At 71.3% G+C, this 19,153-nt stretch carries 17 protein-coding genes; 13 read left to right on the top strand and 4 right to left on the bottom strand.

Annotation, left to right across the window (positions count from 1 at the left end):
* Positions 1–46: 46 nt before the first annotated feature.
* Positions 47–1,270 (bottom strand): MalY/PatB family protein, encoded by a 1,224-nt coding sequence (locus tag G515_RS0108980; RefSeq protein ID WP_051218075.1) that lies wholly within the window; start codon positions 1,268–1,270, stop codon positions 47–49.
* A gap of 115 nt (positions 1,271–1,385) precedes the next feature.
* Between G515_RS0108980 and G515_RS0108975 the strand changes: the two genes are divergently transcribed.
* The 9 genes from G515_RS0108975 to G515_RS20425 all read left to right on the top strand — a co-directional run bounded on the left by G515_RS0108975 (position 1,386) and on the right by G515_RS20425 (position 11,142).
* Complete coding sequence (locus tag G515_RS0108975; RefSeq protein WP_028659878.1) at positions 1,386–1,649, top strand: hypothetical protein; 264 nt, start codon at positions 1,386–1,388, stop codon at positions 1,647–1,649.
* Between the two features lie 88 nt (positions 1,650–1,737).
* Positions 1,738–3,570 (top strand): glutamine--fructose-6-phosphate transaminase (isomerizing), encoded by a 1,833-nt coding sequence (gene glmS, locus G515_RS0108970; RefSeq protein WP_028659877.1) that lies wholly within the window; start codon positions 1,738–1,740, stop codon positions 3,568–3,570.
* 136 nt (positions 3,571–3,706) lie between these two features.
* Positions 3,707–4,045 (top strand): ArsR/SmtB family transcription factor, encoded by a 339-nt coding sequence (locus tag G515_RS0108965; protein ID WP_028659876.1) that lies wholly within the window; start codon positions 3,707–3,709, stop codon positions 4,043–4,045.
* Between the two features lies 1 nt (position 4,046).
* Entirely contained in the window at positions 4,047–4,697 is a 651-nt protein-coding gene (locus G515_RS0108960; protein ID WP_028659875.1) for a dihydrofolate reductase family protein, read from the top strand.
* A complete protein-coding gene (locus G515_RS20430; protein ID WP_051218074.1) occupies positions 4,697–5,209 on the top strand; it encodes an SRPBCC domain-containing protein in 513 nt (170 codons plus the stop codon). Before G515_RS0108960 ends, G515_RS20430 begins: the two co-directional genes overlap by 1 nt.
* A gap of 112 nt (positions 5,210–5,321) precedes the next feature.
* Positions 5,322–6,212, top strand: coding sequence for a LysR family transcriptional regulator (locus G515_RS0108950; RefSeq protein WP_028659874.1), 891 nt, complete (start codon positions 5,322–5,324; stop codon positions 6,210–6,212).
* A 72-nt stretch (positions 6,213–6,284) separates the two neighbouring features.
* Positions 6,285–7,997: an acyl-CoA dehydrogenase family protein gene (locus G515_RS0108945; RefSeq protein ID WP_028659873.1), complete on the top strand. Its 1,713-nt coding sequence runs from the start codon at positions 6,285–6,287 to the stop codon at positions 7,995–7,997.
* Positions 7,994–9,190, top strand: coding sequence for a CaiB/BaiF CoA transferase family protein (locus G515_RS0108940; RefSeq protein WP_028659872.1), 1,197 nt, complete (start codon positions 7,994–7,996; stop codon positions 9,188–9,190). The genes G515_RS0108945 and G515_RS0108940 overlap by 4 nt, the downstream gene beginning before the upstream one ends.
* A 116-nt stretch (positions 9,191–9,306) precedes the next feature.
* On the top strand, positions 9,307–11,142 hold the full coding sequence (locus tag G515_RS20425) for a DEAD/DEAH box helicase (RefSeq protein ID WP_036555143.1): 1,836 nt from the start codon (positions 9,307–9,309) through the stop codon (positions 11,140–11,142).
* Between the two features lie 106 nt (positions 11,143–11,248).
* Here the strand turns inward: G515_RS20425 and G515_RS0108930 are convergent, their stop codons facing one another.
* The gene (locus tag G515_RS0108930; protein WP_028659871.1) at positions 11,249–12,166 is read right to left on the bottom strand and encodes an NAD(P)/FAD-dependent oxidoreductase; all 918 of its coding nucleotides are present in this window, start codon (positions 12,164–12,166) and stop codon (positions 11,249–11,251) included.
* A 51-nt stretch (positions 12,167–12,217) separates the two neighbouring features.
* On the opposite strand from G515_RS0108930, the gene G515_RS20420 reads away from it, so the two are divergent.
* The 4 genes from G515_RS20420 to G515_RS20410 all read left to right on the top strand — a co-directional run bounded on the left by G515_RS20420 (position 12,218) and on the right by G515_RS20410 (position 16,799).
* Positions 12,218–12,679, top strand: coding sequence for a MerR family transcriptional regulator (locus tag G515_RS20420; RefSeq protein WP_051218073.1), 462 nt, complete (start codon positions 12,218–12,220; stop codon positions 12,677–12,679).
* The gene (locus G515_RS0108920; protein WP_028659870.1) at positions 12,676–14,547 is read left to right on the top strand and encodes a penicillin-binding transpeptidase domain-containing protein; all 1,872 of its coding nucleotides are present in this window, start codon (positions 12,676–12,678) and stop codon (positions 14,545–14,547) included. The genes G515_RS20420 and G515_RS0108920 overlap by 4 nt, the downstream gene beginning before the upstream one ends.
* A 140-nt stretch (positions 14,548–14,687) precedes the next feature.
* The gene (locus G515_RS20415) at positions 14,688–15,209 is read left to right on the top strand and encodes an NfeD family protein (RefSeq protein WP_051218072.1); all 522 of its coding nucleotides are present in this window, start codon (positions 14,688–14,690) and stop codon (positions 15,207–15,209) included.
* Between the two features lie 48 nt (positions 15,210–15,257).
* Positions 15,258–16,799 carry a flotillin family protein gene (locus G515_RS20410; protein WP_157571056.1) on the top strand — a complete coding sequence of 514 codons (1,542 nt, stop codon included), beginning with the start codon at positions 15,258–15,260 and terminating at the stop codon, positions 16,797–16,799.
* 68 nt (positions 16,800–16,867) lie between these two features.
* Here G515_RS20410 and G515_RS0108905 read toward each other — a convergent pair whose 3' ends face one another.
* Entirely contained in the window at positions 16,868–18,322 is a 1,455-nt protein-coding gene (locus G515_RS0108905) for an NAD-dependent succinate-semialdehyde dehydrogenase (RefSeq protein ID WP_036555140.1), read from the bottom strand.
* A gap of 313 nt (positions 18,323–18,635) precedes the next feature.
* Positions 18,636–19,153, bottom strand: a 518-nt coding sequence (locus G515_RS23475) for an Ig-like domain repeat protein (RefSeq protein ID WP_036555138.1), incomplete at its 5' end; no start/stop codon positions are given.

The following is a 19,153-nucleotide window of genomic DNA, read 5'->3' as shown; positions in this document are numbered from 1 at the left end:
GCGGTGTCACCGATGTCCAACCCATTGGTGGGCGGCACGCGCGTCCTCAGCTGCGGCGGCGCCCTTCCAGGGCTGCGCTCATCGCCTCGATGATCCGGGTCAGGATCGGCCGCGGGGTGGCGAAATTGAGGCGGACATGCCCGGAGCCGACCTGCCCGAACGGCTCGCCGTCATTGAGTGCCACCTTCGCGTGCTCGAGGAAGAAGTCGCCCGGACTTCCCTCGATTCCGACCCCGCGCACGTCCAGCCAGCCGAAGTAGGTCGCCGCCGGTGGGTGCATCCGCACTTCGGGCAGGTGCTCGGCGAGGAGTCCCGTCAAGTGGTGGCGATTGCCGTCGAGGTAGTCGACCACCGACGCCAGCCAGGCGCCGCCACGGCGGTACGCCGCGGTGTTGGCCGCGATGCCCAGGGTCGAGGCGCCGTGGGACACGGTCATCCCCAACTCCTCCACCAGGGTCCGGTCGGCGGGATTGCTGGTGATGATCTGCCCGCACTTGAGTCCGGGCAGGTTGAACGCCTTGGACGCCGAGGTGGCGGTGAGTGCGTGGGCTGCGGCCGTATCGCTGATGGTGGCGTACGGGATGTGTCTCGTCCCGGCGTACACCAGGGGTGCGTGCACCTCGTCGGAGAACACGCGTGCGTCGTGCCGTTCCACCACCTCGGCGATGGCGAGCAGTTCGTTGCGGTCGTACACCTTGCCGATCGGGTTGTGCGGGTGGCAGAGCACGACGAGCCCGCCCCCCGCTGCCAGGGCGCGGTCGAGTTCGTCGAGATCCAGAGTCCAACCCCGTTCATCGAGATGGAGCGGCACCTCGATCGTCTCGCGGCCGATGGTCTCGGCGATCGAGAAGAACGGGTAGTACGCGGGGGTGAGCAGCACCACCGGTGAGCCCGGGCGGGAGAAGTGTCGGATCGCGATCTCGTAGGCGTGGATCACGTCGGCGGTGGGCGTGACGTCATGGGGGTCGATCGACCAGGAGTAGCGATCGCGCTGCCACGCGGCGGTCGCGGTCCGGAGATCGTCGGTGAGCCACTCCGGCGGGTAGCCGGTCAGTCCGTCGCGAGCTGTCCCGGTGACCGCCTCCAGGATCGGGTCGGCGAGGCCGAAGTCCATCTCGGCCACGAACGCGCCCAGTGCATCCGGGTGGGCCCGCCACTTCAGTCCGCCGGTACGACGGAGGTCGGCCACGGTGATGGCGTCGAAGTCAGGAGCGACACCGTCGTCCGAACCGTGGGGGCTGGCGGGTTGAGGTGGGAGCAGGTCCGTCATGGTTCCCCATGGTGGCGGACCGACTCCGGATACGGAACGGGGTGATGCCGTGCGATTCTGCCCGATTTCGGGCAGAAAGTTGGCACACTGCCCTTCGAAGGCGCATTCTCGTCCCATGGAAGCCGATGCCGCGCTGGTCGCCCACGTCGTGGCGCGCACCGGGCTGAGCGGCCAGGAGGCTGCCCGGGTGATCGAGGACGTGCTCGCCTACCACGCCGAACCGGTCGACGATTTCGTGCGACGCCGGCATGCGGCGCTGCAGCTGCGGGGCGCGAGGAACGACGAGATCTTCGCCCGTCTCGAGGACGAGGTGTCCGGCCGGGTGGTCGCGGCCCCCCGGCTCACCCGACGGCAGTTGCGCCGGATGGTCTACGGCTGACCACGCTCATCGGTGCAGCAGCGTGCCGGCGGCGCCGGCCCGCGCTCACCTTCCACCCACCACCGGACCATCGACCTCGGAGGAACACATGTGCGGAATCGTCGGGTACGTCGGGGCTCAACCGGCCGCACCCCTGCTGCTGGAGGGGCTGGGCCGCCTCGAGCATCGCGGCTACGACTCGGCAGGGGTGGCGGCGGTCAGCGGCAGCGGACTGCGCGTGCACAAGAGCGCCGGTCGGGTGCGTGACCTGACCGGGACCCTGCCGAAACGGTTCGCCGGCAAGGTCGGCATCGGGCACACCCGATGGGCGACCCACGGCCCGGCCTCGGATGTGAACGCCCACCCCCACACCGATGCCACCGGCCGGGTCGCGGTCGTCCACAACGGCATCATCGACAACGCCGCAGCGCTGCGTCGCCGGCTCTCCGACGACGGTGTGGACCTGGTCAGCGACACCGACACCGAGGTCTTCGCGCACCTGGTCGGCCGGAGCGCTGCGGACACGCTCGAGGCTCGGGTGGTGGAGGCGCTGGAGGCGGTGGAGGGCACCTATGGGCTCGCCGTCGTCCACGCCGACTTCCCCGACCGCATCGTGGTGGCGCGCAACGGCAGCCCGCTGCTGGTCGGCGTGGGCGAGAAGGAGATGTTCGTCGCCAGCGACCTGGCCGCGCTGGTTCGCCACACCACGACCGTCGCGCACCTGGACGACGGCGAACTGGCCACCCTCACCGCCACCGGCTTCACCACCTTCCGCAGCGACCTGACCCGCACCGCGACCGAGGCGCACGAGGTCGACATCGACCCGGCGGCGTATTCGCTCGGACTGGACGGCGAGGACGGCGCACCGCGGATGTACGTCGAGATGCTCGAGCAGCCGGCCGCCACCGAGCGGGTGCTGCGCGGCCGGCTGGACGAGAAGTTCGGCACCGCCCACCTCGGCGGGCTGAACCTGGATGCTCGCGAGACCCGGGCGGTCCGCCGGGTGAAGATCCTCGGCTGCGGGTCGGCGTACTACGTCGGCCAGATGGGGGCCTCCCTGATCGAGGAGCTGGCCCGGATCCCGGCCGACGCGGAGGCGGCCAGCGAGTTCCGCTACCGCAACCCCGTGATCGAGCCGGACACCCTCTATGTCGCGGTCAGCCAGTCGGGCGAGACCATCGACACCCTGCTCGCCGTGGAGGAGATCCGGCGCAAGGGCGGACGGGTGGTCGGTCTGGTCAACGTGGTCGGCTCGGCGATCGCCCGGGCCTGCGACGGCGGCATCTACCTGCACGCCGGCCCCGAGATCGCGGTCGCCTCGACCAAGGCACTCACCACGATGTACGTCGGCTTCGCGCTGCTCGCCCTGCAGTTGGGACGGGTGCGCGACCTCTCGATCGCCGACGGCCGACGGCTGGTCGCCGGGCTTCGGGAACTGCCCGCACAGATCGAGGAGATCCTCAAGGGCGAGGACCACCTCGCCGAGGTGGCGGCCGGGCTCGCCGAGGCGGAGAGCCTCTTCTTCATCGGCCGGGTCCGCGGCTTCCCGGTCGCGCGGGAGGGGGCGCAGAAGTTCAAGGAGATCAGCTATCGGCACGCCGAGGCGTATCAGACCTCCGAGCTCAAGCACGGCCCGCTCGCGCTGATCTCGCCGGAGGTCCCGACGGTGGCCCTGGTCCCCGACGACGAGCTCACCGACCGCAACGTCGCCGCCCTCCACGAGATCGCCGCGCGCGGCGGCCCGCTGGTCGTGGTGACCCACCCCGGGGTCGACCTCGGTGACCTGACCGCCCGCCGGATCGACGTGCCCCGCAGCGAACGGGAACTGGACCCGATCCTGCTCACCATCCCGCTCCAGGTGCTCGCCTTCCATGCCGCCCGCGTGCTGGGCCATGACGTCGACAAGCCCCGCAACCTGGCCAAGTCCGTCACGGTCGAGTGATCCGAGCGTCGTGGCCTCGGCTGGCCGACCGGCGTACCCGGGCGGCCGGCCGAGGCCCCGAGCGGCGTCAGGGGGGCGTCAGGTTCTGTACTGAGCACGGTTGACCGGTGGGCCGCTCGTCGCAATACTTAGGTGTATGCCTAAGTATTACGACGAGCTCGACGGCGTGCTCCGCGCTCTCGCGGACCCCACCCGTCGGGCCGTCGTGGAACGGCTGGCCGCTTCCCCGGCCGTCGTGTCCGAGCTCGCGGCCCCCTTCGCGATGGCACTGCCCTCGCTCATGCAGCACCTGCGCGTCCTCGAGGACGCCGGGCTGGTCACCTCGGAGAAGCACGGCCGCGTCCGGACCGTGAGCCTGCGCCCGGGAGCCTTCGACGTCCTGCATCTGTGGCTCGACGAGCAACGCACCCCGGCCGAGCGCGGAGCCGACCGGCTCGGCGTCCACCTGACCCGTACCAGCTCGAAGGACACCTGAGATGACCCGTGTACGCATCGACCTGTTCAGCTCGCTCGACGGCTATTCGTCGAGCATCGACCAGACCGCCGGGATGGGGGAGGACTGGGGGCGCCTCACCCAGGCCTACGCCGCCACCCGCACCTTCCGCAGGCAGGTCCTCGGCGACACCAGCGGTGCCGGCACGACCGGACTGGACGACGCCCACGCCGCCGCGCACTCGGTGGGCGTCGGCGCGGAGATCATGGGGGCGGCCATGTTCGGGCTGCACTCGTTCCCCGACGACCCGGACTGGAGGGGCTGGTGGGGCGAGAATCCGCCGTTCGGCACTCCCGTCTACGTCCTCACGCACACCGCACCACGCCCCTCGATCCCGATGCAGGGCGGAACGACGTTCCACTTCCGCAACGACGCCATCGAGACCGTCCTCGCCGAGGCGAGTGCGGCTGCCCAGGGGGCGGACGTGCGTGTCGGAGGCGGCCTCCGGGTCGCTCGTCAGTTCCTTCGCGCCGGCCTCGTCGACGACCTGCACGTCATGATCGCCCCGATCCTGCTGGACCGGGGGGCGCGGCTGTGGGACGACCTGCGCGGCCTCGAACGCACCCACGAGGTCCGGACCGAGGTCGCCGAGAGCGGCACGATCCACGTCACCTTCACCCGCCAGGCGGCGTGATGCGGACCGAACGCCGGCTCGCCCGCTCCGGGTTCACCCTGACCCGGGACTACCCGGCCCCCGTCGAGCGCGTCTGGCGCGCCTTCGCCGAGGAGGCCCAGAAGCTGCTCTGGTTCGGCGAGGGCGACACCTTCGAGGCCGGCGAGTGGGTCTTCGACTTCCGGGTGGGTGGACGCGACGTGGCCGAGGGACGGTTCCACGACGGTCCGGTCTCGCGCTACGAGGCCACCTACACCGACATCGTCGAGCACAACCGCATCGTCACGACGTACGACATGTGGATCGACGGGGTGCACATGTCGACCTCGGTGGCGTCCTTCGAGTTCGAGCCGATCGATGAGGGCACCCGGTTCACCCACGTCGAGCACGGAGTGTTCTTCGACCGGTTCTGGGCGGACGGGCCGAACCGGGAGCAGGGGAGCCGAGGCCTGCTCGATGCCCTCGGTGACCATGTGGCCGGCTACCGGCGTGCGGTGCCGGGTGAGAAGGACGGGTCGATCGAGCGCATGTAGGCGGTGTCCTCGCCCACGCCTGGATCCTGTGCGGTGGCCGCCTGGAAGGGGACCGGGGTTCCGCCAGCACTCAGCGAGTGGTCGCGTACCTGGTCCGTAGGATCGGGGGACCATGGAGATCCGGCAGCTGGCGTCGTTCGTGGCCGTGGCCGAGGAGCTGCACTTCGGGCGAGCGGCGGCGCGACTGCACCTCGCCCAGCCGGCCCTGAGCCAGCAGATCCGGCGGTTGGAACGGGATCTGGGAGCCACCCTGTTCGAGCGCAACACCCGGTCGGTGCGGCTCACCGCGGCAGGTACGGCGTTGCTGGGGCCGGCGCGCGAGGTGCTTGCGGCCGCGGGGGTGGCCCGCCGCTCGGTGCGTGCGGCTACGGCGGGAGAGGTCGGGCGGGTCACGCTCGGGTACGTAGGCGCCAGTAGCTACGACGCCGTCCCCCGCCTCTCCCGGGCCGTTGCGGCGGATCTGCCCGGGATCGAGCTGGTGCTGCGCAGCCAGACCTACTCGGGTGAGGCGCTGGGGCAGATCGCGGCCGGGGACCTCGACCTCGGCTTCGTGTCGTGGACCCAGCGGCCGGGGATCTCGATGCGGGTGGTCAGGGACGAGGAGCTCGTCGTCGCCCTGCCGGATTCGCACCCGCTCGCCGACCGGGAGGAGATCGCGGTGGAGGAGTTGGCGGGGGAACGGTTCGTGACCTTCCCGGCCGCGCGCGGCTCCGCGGTACGGGAGGCGATGACCGACCTGTGTCACGAGGCGGGCTTCGTGCCGACCGTGGCGCAGGAGGTGCCCGACGCCTACAACCTCCTGACGCTGGTCGGTGCGGGCCTGGGGGTGGCCGTCGTGGTCGAGTCCTCCCGGCGGATCCAGCTCGACCATGTGGTGTTCCGGCCGCTGGCCGGCCGGCGGCGCGCTCTGCCGATCGCATTGGCCTGGCGCAGCCGGCACGAGTCGCCCGCCCTGGAGGCGGTGCTGCGGGTCGCCGAACGCGTCCTTCCCAGCCTCGATTGAGAGCAGATCCTTATCACCGGGCCGTCGATCAGGTCTTGGACAGCGGTCAATCGCCGCTGGGATCGTGGTGGGATGAACTACGCCGACCGGGATCCGGCCCTCCGACCGCTGCTCGACCAGATGCTCTCCGCCGAGGACCGCGACCGGATCGAACCGGTGCTCGAGGAGCTCGGCGCGGTCGCAGCCGATGAGGTCGACCGGCTCGCGGCCCTCGCCGACGCCAACCCGCCGGTGCTGCGGCAGTACGCCCCCGACGGCACCCGGATCGACGAGGTCGACTTCCATCCGGCGTACCGGCGTCTGTGTGAGCTCGGCTTCGGCCGGTTCGGCCTGGCGGCGATGTCGCACCACCCCGGTGTGCACGGCTGGCCCACCCGGACCCCGCACGTCGTGAAGTACGCCCTGTCCTACCTGTTCGTGCAGGCCGAGTTCGGACTGGCCTGCCCGATCTCGATGACCGACTCGGCCGCACGGGTGCTGCGGCTCTTCGATCCGGAGACCTTCGCGGCGGAGATCGCCGCGCTGAGCGCCACCGAGATGCCCGAACTCGCCACCGGGGCGATGTTCATGACCGAGAAGCAGGCCGGCACCGACATCGCGCAGACGGCCACCGAGGCCACCGACCGGGGCGACCACTGGACCCTGCGGGGGCAGAAGTGGTTCGCCTCCAACGTCACCGCGGAGGTCATCCTCACCCTCGCCCGGGTGCCGGGGCAGGGGGAGGGCACCCGGGGACTGGGCATGTTCCTGGTGCCGCGGCACCGCCCCGACGGCAGCCGCAACGCGATCCGCGTCGACCGGCTCAAGGACAAGCTCGGTGCCCGCTCGATGGCCAGCGGCGAGGTCACCCTCGAGGACGCCTACGCGCGCCCGGTCGGCGACCTGGGTCGCGGGTTCCTCCAGATGGCCGAGATGCTCAACGTGTCCCGTCTCTCCAACGCGATGCGGGCCGCGGCCATCATGCGCCGGGCGGTGCGCGAGGCGGTCGACCACACCCGGCAGCGCGAGGTGTTCGGGCAGCCGCTGTTCGACCAGCCGCTGATGCGCGCCACCCTGCTCCCGCTGATGCTGGACGCCGAGGCCGCCCTGGGCTTGGTGATCGAGGCGGCGGACCGGCTCGACGCCGCCGATGCGGGCGACCCGCAGGCCCAGCGCCTGGTCCGGGTGCTCACCCCGCTGGCCAAGCACACGGTGTGCAAGCAGGCCCGCCGCGTCACCGGCGAGGCGATGGAGATCCGCGGCGGCAACGGCTACATCGAGGACTGGGTCAACCCCCGTCTCCTCCGGGACGCCCACCTCGGCTCCATCTGGGAGGGGTCCTCCAACGTCATCGCCCTCGACGTACTGCGCTGCCTGCGCCGGGAGCGGGCACACCGCACCCTGGTCGAGGAGTACGCCGGCCGGCTGGCAGCGCTGGACCAGCCGGCGACCAAGCCGGCCACAGCCGACCTGATCGCTCGCCTCGAGCACCTCGGTGAGCGCGGCGACGCCCTGGTCGCGGCCGAGGCGGCCACCGCCCAGGCCCGGATCGCGACGTACGCCGACGACCTGTGCCGCGCCGTGATGGCGGCATTGCTACTGGAACAGGCCAGCCGCGAGATCGCCGCCGGCCGCGGCCATCGCAAGCTGCTCCTCGCGCACACCTACCTGCATCAGCTGGTCGCACCGGTGCCCGACCCGCCGGCGCTGGCGCACCTGGGGGCGATCGCCGACGGCGGCACGGTCGACGCGGAGGGCGCGGCCGCGGCCTACGACGCGATCGCCGCGATGGGTGCGGCCCGATGACCGGGCCGACCCCCCTGGCCGGGGTGAAGGTCGTGGACCTCTCCAAGATCCTGGCCGGGCCCTACGTCACCATGTCGCTGGCCGACCTCGGCGCCGACGTGATCAAGGTGGAGCACCCCGACGGTGGCGACCCGACCAGGCAGTGGGGACCGCCGTTCAACGGACCCGACGCGACGTACTACCTCTCGACCAACCGGAACAAGCGCTCGGTGGTGCTCGACCTGAAGTCGGCGGAGGGACAGGAGGCGGTGCACCGGCTGCTCGCCGAGGCCGATGTGGTGGTGGAGAACTTCAAGCCGGGCAGCTCGCTGCAGCGGATCTTCGGCTACGAGGAGCTCTCCGAGCGTTACCCCGCTCTCGTCGTCCTGCACATCTCCGCCTTCGGTGACTCCGGACCGATGAGGCTGGAGCCGGGCTACGACATGGTCGCCCAGGCGGCGGCCGGCCTGATGTCCCTGACCGGCGAGCCCGACGGTCCTCCCGTCAAGGCGGGCTTCGCGATGGCCGACCTGGGAGCCGGCCTGTTCGGCATCATCGGGTTGCTGTCCGCGCTGGTCGAGCGGGCCCGGACCGGGCGCGGCCAGTACGTCACGACCTCCCTGTACGAGAGTCAACTGGCCCTGCACATCAACTGGGCCACCGGCTACTTCGCCACCGGTGAGCGCCCCGAGCGGCTGGGCTCGGCCCACCCCAACCTGGTGCCGTACCAGGCCTACCCGGCCGCCGACGGGCACTTCGTCATCGCCGCCGGCAACGACGCGCTGTGGCAGCGGCTGTGCGAGACGATCGGCCGCCCGGACCTGCTCGCCGATCCCCGCTACACCCGTAACCGGGACCGGGTCACCCACCGGGCCGAGCTCAACGCCGAACTGGAGGAGACCCTGCGCACCGCCACGGTGGGCCACTGGTGCGACCTGCTCGGGAAGGCCGGCGTACCGGTCTCGCCGATCCGCTCGCTCGATGAGATCTATGCCTCCGAGCAGACCGAGGTGCTCGGCATGATCGGCACCGTCGAGCACCCCGAGGTGGGCGACCTGGATCAGATCCGGTTCCCGGTCAGCTTCCGCGGCGCCCGCCCGGAGCTCCGGACCGCGCCGCCCATGCTCGGCCAGCACAGCCGGGAGGTACTCGCCGAGATCGGGTACGACGAGGCCGCGATCGACCGGCTGCTCGGCCCCACCGAGCGGTCGTGAGACGCCTCGTCCGGCACACCGCGGATGACCCGGGCGCAGCGGTCGCGTGACCACGTGACGGGCCACACCGCGACGAGGAATGAGCGTGTGATAAACGCAACCACTACCGTTGTCGGGTGAGCAACGACGAGAACAGCAACCCCGAGCCGGCGCAGGGCCCGACCTTCGACGAGCTGGGGTTGGCTGACGGCGTGCTCCAAGCGGTCCAGGCGATGGGGTACGAGGCGCCCTCGGCCATCCAGGCCGCGACCATCCCACCGCTGCTGGCCGGTCGCGACGTGGTCGGACTGGCCCAGACCGGCACCGGCAAGACCGCGGCGTTCGCGCTGCCGGTGCTCTCCAACCTCGACCTCGACGCCGACCCCAAGGACGGCCCGCAGGCGCTGGTGCTCGCACCCACCCGCGAGCTGGCCCTCCAGGTCTCCGAGGCCTTCGAGCAGTACGCCGGCAAGCTGCCCGGCGTCCGGCTGCTGCCGATCTACGGCGGTCAGGGCTACGGCCCGCAGCTGACCGCGCTGCGTCGCGGCGTCCACGTCGTGGTCGGCACCCCCGGCCGGATCATGGACCACCTCGACAAGGGCACCCTCGACCTGTCCCGGCTCCGCTTCCTGGTGCTGGATGAGGCCGACGAGATGCTCAGCATGGGCTTCGCCGAGGACATCGAGACGATCCTGGCCGACACCCCGGCCACCAAGCAGGTCGCGCTGTTCAGCGCCACCATGCCGCGGCAGATCCGGCGGCTCTCGCAGCAGTACCTCAACGAGCCCGAAGAGATCACGGTCAAGTCCAAGGCCGCGACCAACGCCAACATCACCCAGCGCTACCTGATGGTGTCCTACCCGCAGAAGGTCGACGCCCTCACCCGCATCCTCGAGGTCGAGAACTTCGACGGGATGATCGTCTTCGTCCGCACCAAGTCCGAGACCGATCTCCTCGCCGAGCGGCTGCGGGCCCGCGGTTTCGGCGCCGCCGCCCTGAACGGTGACGTGCCGCAGAACGTCCGCGAGCGGATCGTCGGCCAGCTCAAGGACGGCACCCTGGACATCGTGGTCGCCACCGACGTCGCGGCCCGTGGCCTGGACGTCGAGCGGATCACCCACGTGGTCAACTACGACCTCCCCACCGACACCGAGGCCTATGTGCACCGGATCGGCCGCACCGGCCGCGCCGGGCGCAGCGGCGACGCGATCTCGTTCGTCACCCCTCGCGAGCGCTACCTGCTCAAGGCGATCGAGCGCAACAACCGCACCACCCTGGCGCAGATGCAGTGGCCCAGCGTCGACGAGGTCAACGCGATCCGGCTGGCGCGCTTCGACGACAAGATCACCGAGGCGCTGACCTCGACCGAGAAGATCGAGGCCTTCCGCGACATCGTCAACCACTACGCGCGCCACCACGACGTCGCCGAGGTCGACGTGGCGGCGGCGCTGGCGACGGTGATGCACGCCGACGAGCCGCTGCTCCTCGAGGCCGAGCCCGAGCGGCCCACCTACGAGGACCGTCGCCGCGACAAGCGTGACCGGCCCGACCGGCCCGAGCGCGGCGAGCGCCGGGAGCGGGGCGACCAGGGCGGCAAGCGGTCGCGCGACACCGGCCAGCCGATGGCGACGTACAAGATCCAGGTCGGCAAGCGGCACCGCGTCGAGCCGCGCCAGATCGTGGGTGCGATCGCCAACGAGGGCGGCCTGCGCCGCGGCGACTTCGGCAACATCTCGATCCGACCGGACTTCTCCCTGGTCGAGCTGCCCGCCGACCTCGCACCGGAGACCATCGCCTCGCTGGAGAACACCCGCATCTCCGGCAAGCTGATCGAGCTCCGACTCGACGACGGCCCGCGTCGCGGAGGCGGTCGCCCGCCGCGCAACTACGACGACCGCAGGCCCCGCCGCGAGGACGACCGTGGTGCCGGGCGGCCCGAGAAGAAGCCGCGCCACAAGAAGCCGCGCGACTGACCAGAAGCATGGACCCCGCCGGGTCGGCGTACCTGTACGCCGACCCGGCGGGGTTCCTCATTCCCCGGCGATCTGGCACGGGGTGGCGACTCATGCGCCCGTCGGGTCAGAGGAGCTCGGCCACCATCGCCGCACCCGCGACCTGACCGGCCGCGGCGGCGGCCAGGACCGAGGCCATCGGCATCGGGAGGGTCGCCTGGTGGGCGAGGTCGCCGGCGGCGAAGACGCCGGGGCGACTGGTGCGGCCCATCACGTCCACCTCGACGCAGCCGGAGGGCAGCAGGTCCAGCCCGAGCTGCTCCGCGAAGGGCGCCGCCTGCACCTGGGTGGGGGCGACGAAGAGCCCCCCGAACTCGACGTGGCTGCCGTCGCTGAGCTCTGCCCGGGCACCGCGCTCGGTGCGCACGAACCGTTCCACGGCCTCGGTGCGGATCCCCACGCCGGCCTGCTCCAGCTCGGCTCGCAGGGCGGGGTCCGGCTGCTCGCCGCCGGTGAGCACGGTGCGCCCGGCCGCGATCGGCGCGAGCATCCCGGCCACCCGGCCCACGTGCGGACCGGTGCCCAGCAGGCCCACGTGCGTGCCGGCGTACTCGTGGCCGTGACAGAAGGGGCAGTGAGCGGCCACCGAGCCGAACAACTCCTGGAGTCCGGGGATCTCCGGGAGGATGTCGCGCAGCCCGGTAGCGAGCAGGACTGAGCGGGCCGCGATCCCGCCCGACGGGGTGGTCAGCACGAACCCGTCGTCGTCCCGTGCCTCGATCGAGGTGACCTTCTCGGTGCGGAGGTCGACGGTGTCGTACGCCGCCAGGTCGGCCCGGGCCGCGGCACGGAAGTCGGCCGGGGTCTGTCCGTCGTGGCCCAGGAAGTTGTGCATGGCGTCGGCCGGGGCGTTGCGGTACTCCCCGGAGTCGATCAGCAGGGCGTGCCGATGCACCCGGGCCAGCGTGGTCGCGGCCTGGAGCCCCGCAGGGCCGCCGCCGACGATGACGACCTCGTAGTCGGGTCCGGGTGTGGGTGTGCTCATGGGTCCTCCTGATGACTTGTCCTGCTGTCGAGGATGTGACTTCATGTCGACATGAAGTCAACCCAACGGACCTGGTCGGTCGGGGAGATGGCCGACCGCCTCGGGCTGGAGACCCACGTGCTGCGCTACTGGGAGGACCTGGGACTCCTCGCACCGGCACGCGATGGCGGCGGCCGGCGGCGCTACGGTGACACCGACGCCGTCCGGCTCGCAGTCATCGTCCGCAACAAGCAGGCGGGGATGAGCCTCGAGCAGATCCGGGTGCTCCTCGACAGCGGGACGCCCGGACGCCACCGGGTGCTGGAGGACCATCTGGCTGAGTTGGAGCGCAGGATGACGGAGATGGAGCGCTCGAGGGAGATGACCGAGCACGCCCTGCGCTGCGAGGCCCACGACATCGTCAACTGTCCCCGCTTCCGCGGATACGTGGAGGATCTGGTCGGCCCCCGACAAGCGGCTTCCGGAGCACTCGCCACCGGATGGTCAGAGGCCCCTGATAGAACCTCACCATGATCCGACCCCGGGCACTGATCGTTCCGCTGCTCGCTCTTGCCCTCACGGCGACGGCGTGCACCGGGGAGGAGGACCCCGGGCCCGATCAGGCGGCGGAAGCCCTGGCCGAGGCGCTGGTCGAGGGTGGCGACTCGCCGACCTGGCAGGACGTCGGCTTCGCGACGGGCACGGCACAGGAGGCCGCGGCCGACTATCTGCGGCTGGTCGACGGGCTCGGTGGGCTGACCCCCGTCGTCGAGGTCGACGAGGTGACCACCGGCGAGGATGCCACCACCGCCACCCTTGCCTGGACCTGGCCGGTGGGCGAGGGCTGGACCTACACCAGCGACGTCGAGCTGACCCGGTCCGCAGGGGAATGGGACGTCGAGTGGGCCCCGAGCGTGGTGCATCCCCAGCTGAGCGGCGAGCAGGTGCTCGACCTGGAGCGGAAGGTGCCGGTGCGCGCCGACATCCTCGGCGCAGGGGGCACCCCGCTGGTCACCGACCGTCCCGTCTCGCGGGTCGGCATCGACAAGGCCGTAGCTGGAGACCGTGCGGTGGCCTCCGCCCGGAGGCTCGCCCGGCGGCTCGACATCGACGATCGGGCCTACGTCGCCCGGGTGCGGGCATCGGGGGAGAAGGCGTTCGTCGAGGCCGTCGTCTACCGCCAGGACGAGGTGCCCGCCGGACTGACGGGCATCCCCGGCGCGGTGTCCCTGGGTGACCGCCTGCCTCTGGGCCCCTCCCGGGAGTTCGCCGCCCCGATCCTCGGCGACGCGGGTGAGGTGACCGCGGAGATCGTCGAGCAGGCGCCGGATCGCTACCGGTCCGGCGACGTCGCCGGACTCTCCGGGCTCCAGGCCCGCTACGACGAGCAGTTGCGCGGCACTCCGGGAGCGGTCATCACGGCGGTGGCCCCCGACGGCACCGCCACCGAACTCACCAGCGTGGACCCCGTGCCGGGTCGACCCCTGCGGCTGACCCTCGACCTACGCCTCCAGTCCTACGCCGAGGGACTCCTCGGTGACACCGGTGCCGCGGCGCTGGTGGCGCTGCGACCCAGCGACGGAGCCATCCTCGCCGCGGCCAACGCCCCGGCGAACGACGGGCTCAACCTCGCCACCTACGGTCAGGCGGCCCCCGGGTCGACGTTCAAGGCGGTCTCGAGCCTGGCCCTGCTGCGCTCCGGACTGAGCCCGGAGTCCGGTGTGGAGTGTCCGGCCGAGCTGAGCGTGGATGGCAAGCGCTTCGAGAACTACGACGACTACCCGGCCTCCTCGCTCGGCTCGATCACTCTCGCCGAGGCGGTCGCGCAATCGTGCAACACCGCCTTCGTGGGCTCCAGCGACCGTGTGAGCGAGGACGACCTCGCCGCCGCGGCGGCCTCGTTGGGGTTGGGCATCGATCACGAAGTGGGCTTCCCGGCGTACTTCGGGCAGGTCCCCGCACCCCGCACCGAGGTCGAGAAGGCCGCCGACCTGATCGGGCAGGGCACCATCACCGCCTCCCCGATGGCGATGGCGACCATGATCGGCAGCGTCGTCTCGGGCCACACCGTCGTGCCGCACCTGGTCGACGGGGTCACCTCGCCGGTGCCCGACCGGGTGCAGCGGCTCACCCCGCGGGAGAGCGCGCAACTGCGCGGCATGCTGCGTGCGGTGGTGACCGAGGGCAGCGGGGCCGGACTGGCCGACGTGCCGGGCGCGCCGGTGATCGCGAAGACCGGCACGGCGGAGTTCGAGAGCGGTGGCTCGCTGCACACGCATGCCTGGATGGTGGCCGCCCAGGGCGACCTGGCGGTCGCGGTCTACCTCGCCGAGGGCGAGTCGGGCTCGGGTGACGCCGGGCCGATCCTGGAGGACTTCCTGCGGTCCGCGACCGCGAGCTGACCGGACCGTGTCCACCGCTCCTCACCTGCGGTGGCGCCGGGGCAACGGGGATGAAAGGGTTTGATGCCCGACCGGCCGGGTAGAACGAGCCCAGCCGGGCGGCGCTCTGACTTCACGCCCCCACCAGGAGGAGCCCAGTAGTGACCGTCTTCATGATCATCGGCCTGGTCGGTCTCGGGATCCTGCTCGTCTCGCTGATCGCAGGTGACCTGCTCGACGGTGTCTTCGATGCCCTCAGCGCGGACTGGTTCTCGTCTGCGGCGCTCGGCGGTTTCGTGGCGGCGCTGGGCTTCGGAGGCGGGATCGCCGACGCACTCGGTGCGCCGCCGCTGGTCACCGGTGCGGTCGGTGTCGCGGCCGGCGCGGTCGCCGCCTGGTTCGCACTGTGGCTGACCCGGCTGCTCAAGGGCGACACCGGGGAAGGCACGACCAAGCCCGAGCAGAGCCTCGGGCATGACGCCACCGTGCTCACCGCGATCCCGGCCGAGGGCTTCGGCATCGTCCGGGTGCGGATCGGCGGGCACTCGGTGCAGTACAACGCCAAGCTCGACCCCTCCCAGACCGACGGCAGTGCCATCGAGCCGGGCACTCCCGTCTACGTCACCGGCGTGCTGTCCCCGACCGCCGTCACCGTCGCGCCGTCCTGGCGAGAGCTGCCCTGAGCCGGCGGCCACCCAGCTTCCATCACCCGAACCGAGGAGAACCCGTCGATGGACATCCTGTTGCCGATCATCGGCATCGTCGTACTACTGGTGCTGCTGATCCTGCTGGTCACCAGCCGCTACAAGGTGGCCGGCCCCAACCAGGCCTTCATCGTCACCGGGCGCAAGGGCAAGGCCGTGATCAACCCGGAGACCGGGCAGCTCACCCACGACCTGTCCGGCCAGAAGGTCGTGCTGGGTGGCGGCATCTTCGTGATCCCGTTCGTCCAGAAGCTGGCGACCATGGATCTCTCCAGCCGCCGGATCTCGGTGCAGATCCGGGGCGCGGTCTCCGGTCAGGGCATCAAGCTGAACCTCGACGGTGTCGCCATCGTCAAGGTCGGCGGCAACGCCGACCAGATCCGTCTCGCGGCCCAGCGCTTCCTCACCCAGCAGCAGGACGTCGAGCCGTTCACCCAGGAGGTGCTCGCCGGTGCGCTCCGGTCGATCGTCGGCGGCCTGACCGTGGAGCAGATCATCCGTGACCGCGCCGCCTTCGCCCAGCGGGTCGCCGACGAGTCGGAGAGCTCGCTGACCGGTCAGGGCCTCATCCTCGACACCTTCCAGATCCAGGACGTGACGGACGACGGCAGCTACCTGGCCGACCTCGGTCGCCCCGAGGCCGCCCGGATCCAGCAGGCCGCCTCGATCGCGGAGGCCGAGGCCCGGCAGGCGGCCGAGCAGGCCCGCATCCGGGCCGAGGAGGAGATCGCGGTCTCCCAGCGCGCGCTCGCCCTGCGCCAGGCGGGGATCAAGGCCGAGACCGATGCCGCCGCCGCCAACGCTGCCGCGTCCGGGCCACTGGCCCAGGCCGACCGCGACCAGGCGATCCTGCTGGAGCAGGAGAAGGTGGCCGTCCGGCAGGCGGCACTGACCGAGCGGGAGCTGGAGACCCAGGTCCGCAAGCCCGCCGACGCCCAGCGATACCGTGTCGAGCAGGAGGCAGAGGCCGAGCGCAACGCCGAGATCGCTCGGGCCGAGGCCCGCAAGGCCGCCTCCATCGCTGCCGCCGAGGCCTCCGCTGCGGAGACCCGTCTCAGCGGTGAGGCCGAGCAGGCTCGCCGAGCGGCCCTCGCCGAGGCCGAGGCGATCGAGGGTGCCAAGCGCGGTGAGGCCGAGAAGGCCCGCCGTACCGCGGAGGCCGAGGCCGTCCGCGCCGAGGGTGACGCCACTGCGGCCGCGACCCTGGCGGTGGGCCAGGCCGAGGCCGAGGCGATGGACAAGCGGGCCGAGGCGTTCGCCCACTACAACGACGCGGCGGTGCTGCAGATGCTCGTCGAGGTGCTGCCGCAGATCGCGGAGAAGGTCGCCTCCCCGATCAGCGCGATCGACCAACTCACCGTGCTCTCCACCGACGGCGCCGGCAGGCTGCCCAAGCAGGTCACCGACAACGTCGTGGAGACGATGTCGATGCTCCAGGCGGCCACCGGCATCGACATCCAGTCGCTGATCAACAAGTCGGTCGGCAAGGCATCCGAGGGCCTCGGCGGAGTGCTGGGAGCCGGCACCGCCGGGACCGCCGGTGCCGACGACGCCCACACCGCCGAGTGACCTGCGGCTGACCCAGCGCGACGCCCCCGACCCGGGCCGGGTTGGGGGCGTGCTGCGTCCGGCCCCGCTCAGACCGGGAGTGCGACGTAGGTCGTCTCCAGGTACTCCTCGATGCCCTCGAAGCCGCCCTCCCGGCCCAGCCCCGACGCCTTCACACCGCCGAACGGGGCGGCCGGGTTGGAGACGAGCCCGGTGTTGACGCCGACCATGCCGTACTCGAGCGCCTCGGAGACCCGCAGCACCCGGGTGACATCGCGGGTGTAGACGTAGGCGACCAGACCGTACTCGGTCGCGTTGGCGCGGCGGATCGCCTCCGCCTCGTCCGCGAAGGTGCTGATCGCTGCGACCGGGCCGAAGATCTCCTCCCGGTTGATCTCCGACTCGGGTCGTACGCCGGTGAGCACGGTCGGCGGGTAGAAGTAGCCCTTGCCTTCGGGTGCGGTGCCGCCGGTGACCAGGCGGGCGCCGTCGCGGAGCGCACCGGAGACGAGCCGTTCGACGGAGGCGACGGCGTCCTGGTCGATCAGCGGGCCGACCTCGACGCCGTCGTCCTGCCCGCGGCCCAGGGTCAGTGCGCTCATCCGTTCGGCCAGCCGCCCGGAGAACTCCTCGGCGACCGACTCCTGCACATAGAAGCGGTTGGCGGCGGTACATGCCTCGCCCATGTTGCGCATCTTGGCGATCATCGCGCCGTCGACGGCGGCGTCGAGGTCGGCGTCCTCGAAGACCAGGAACGGAGCGTTCCCGCCGAGTTCCATCGAGACCCGCAACAGTTGGTCCGCGCTCTGCTCCACCAGCGTGCGACCGACCTCGGTCGATCCGGTGAAGGAGACCTTGCGCAGTCGCGGGTCGGACATCAGGGTGCGGGAGAGTTCGCCGGAGCGGCTGGTCGCGACCACGTTGAGCACCCCGTCGGGGAGTCCGGCCTCGGCGAGCAGGTCGGCGAGGGCGAGCATGGTGAGCGGGGTCTGCCGGGCCGGCTTGACCACCATGGTGCAGCCCGCCGCCACCGCCGGGCCGATCTTGCGGGTCCCCATCGCGAGGGGGAAGTTCCACGGCGTGATGCACAGGCAGGGCCCCACCGGCTTCCGCAGCGTCAGCAGCCGCGTGCCCCCGGCCGGATTGTGCATCCACCGGCCATGGATGCGGACGGCCTCCTCGGCGAACCACCGGAAGAACTCGCTGCCGTAGGTGACCTCCCCACGGGCATCGGCGAGGGGCTTGCCCATCTCCAGACTCATCAGCTCGGCGAAGTCGTCGGCCCGTTCGGTGAGCAGCTCGAAGGCGCGGCGGAGGACCTCTCCCCGCTCGCGCGGGGCGGTGGCGGCCCAGTCGGCCTGCGCGGCCACCGCGGCGTCGAGGGCGGCTCGCGCGTCGTCCGCGGTGGCGTCGGCGATCCGGGTGAGCTCGCTGCCGTCGGCGGGGTCGGTGACGGCCAACTTGCCACCGTCGGCCGCCGGTCGCCACCGGCCGCCGACGTAGAGCCCGTGCAGGGTGGGGGTCAGAAGATCGAGACCAGTCATTCCTCCAGCCTGCCAGCCGGCTATCTGTCGACACAGGGTGGTTGAGGTGGCAACCTGTTCGGAGTCGGCATGCGGGGGAGGGAGATCTCCCTTTCTCCGACGCGTCGCTCTATCGGTGTTCCCGAGACCCGGCAGAGCGCCCCCGGTGCGCCGTGCATCCCCCTGTTGCGGCCGCCGGAGGAGCGGGGCCCGTCCTCATGACGGGCCCCGCGTCCCGTCACGCCCACTCGAGGGCGACGTGCCCCGGGGCCCGCCCTCCGACGTGGCCGGGGCCCGGCCTGTGGTTCAGGCCGGGCCCCGGTGTGGTGGTGGGTCAGTTGAGGGTGAAGGTGTAGGTGGTGGTGTTGCCGGCGAGGTCGTGGATGGTGAGGGTGTTGGTGCCTTGGTGGGCGCCGTACCGGCCGGGTTGGACGTAGTTGAGGTCTGACCAGGTGTTGTTGCTGAGGTCCTTGATGGTGCCGTTGAGGTCGAGTTTGTCGATCTTGCCGGTGTCGTGGAGTTTGAAGGAGATGAGGTCGTAGGTCTGACCGGTCTTCTTGGTGTAGGTGGTGCCGTCCTTGATGGTGGCGGTGGGTGCGGTGGTGTCGATGGTGAGTGTGGTGGTGCCGGTCTGGGAGATGTTGCCGGCCTGGTCGTGGGCGTTGTATTTGAGGGTGTAGGTGCCCTCGGGTGGGGTGATGGTGGCGGTGTGGGTGGCCGCGGTGGCGCCGTCGATGGGGGTCTGGGTGGACTTGATCAGGGTGTTGCCCTGGTAGAGGTTGGCGACGATCTTGGCCAGGCCTTGGTTGTCGGTGGCGTCGACCTGGATGGTGAGTTGCTTGAAGGGGCCGG

It is taken from the genome of Nocardioides insulae DSM 17944 (genome assembly GCF_000422825.1).
GTDB lineage: Bacteria > Actinomycetota > Actinomycetes > Propionibacteriales > Nocardioidaceae > Nocardioides > Nocardioides insulae.
The sequence above is the reverse complement of the archived record's forward strand: the minus strand, read 5'-3'. Positions and strand labels throughout refer to the sequence as shown.

Coding starts and splice junctions, on each gene's coding strand:
- G515_RS0108975 (WP_028659878.1), top strand. CDS start 1,386: ATGGAAGCCGATGCCGCGCTGGTCGCCCACGTCGTGGCGCGCACCGGG.
- G515_RS0108950 (WP_028659874.1), top strand. CDS start 5,322: ATGGAGATCCGGCAGCTGGCGTCGTTCGTGGCCGTGGCCGAGGAGCTG.
- G515_RS0108945 (WP_028659873.1), top strand. CDS start 6,285: ATGAACTACGCCGACCGGGATCCGGCCCTCCGACCGCTGCTCGACCAG.
- G515_RS0108965 (WP_028659876.1), top strand. CDS start 3,707: ATGCCTAAGTATTACGACGAGCTCGACGGCGTGCTCCGCGCTCTCGCG.
- G515_RS20410 (WP_157571056.1), top strand. CDS start 15,258: ATGGACATCCTGTTGCCGATCATCGGCATCGTCGTACTACTGGTGCTG.
- G515_RS0108920 (WP_028659870.1), top strand. CDS start 12,676: ATGATCCGACCCCGGGCACTGATCGTTCCGCTGCTCGCTCTTGCCCTC.
- G515_RS20430 (WP_051218074.1), top strand. CDS start 4,697: ATGCGGACCGAACGCCGGCTCGCCCGCTCCGGGTTCACCCTGACCCGG.
- G515_RS0108980 (WP_051218075.1), bottom strand. CDS start 1,270: ATGACGGACCTGCTCCCACCTCAACCCGCCAGCCCCCACGGTTCGGAC.
- G515_RS0108930 (WP_028659871.1), bottom strand. CDS start 12,166: ATGAGCACACCCACACCCGGACCCGACTACGAGGTCGTCATCGTCGGC.
- G515_RS0108905 (WP_036555140.1), bottom strand. CDS start 18,322: ATGACTGGTCTCGATCTTCTGACCCCCACCCTGCACGGGCTCTACGTC.
- G515_RS0108940 (WP_028659872.1), top strand. CDS start 7,994: ATGACCGGGCCGACCCCCCTGGCCGGGGTGAAGGTCGTGGACCTCTCC.
- G515_RS20420 (WP_051218073.1), top strand. CDS start 12,218: ATGAAGTCAACCCAACGGACCTGGTCGGTCGGGGAGATGGCCGACCGC.
- G515_RS0108960 (WP_028659875.1), top strand. CDS start 4,047: ATGACCCGTGTACGCATCGACCTGTTCAGCTCGCTCGACGGCTATTCG.
- glmS (WP_028659877.1), top strand. CDS start 1,738: ATGTGCGGAATCGTCGGGTACGTCGGGGCTCAACCGGCCGCACCCCTG.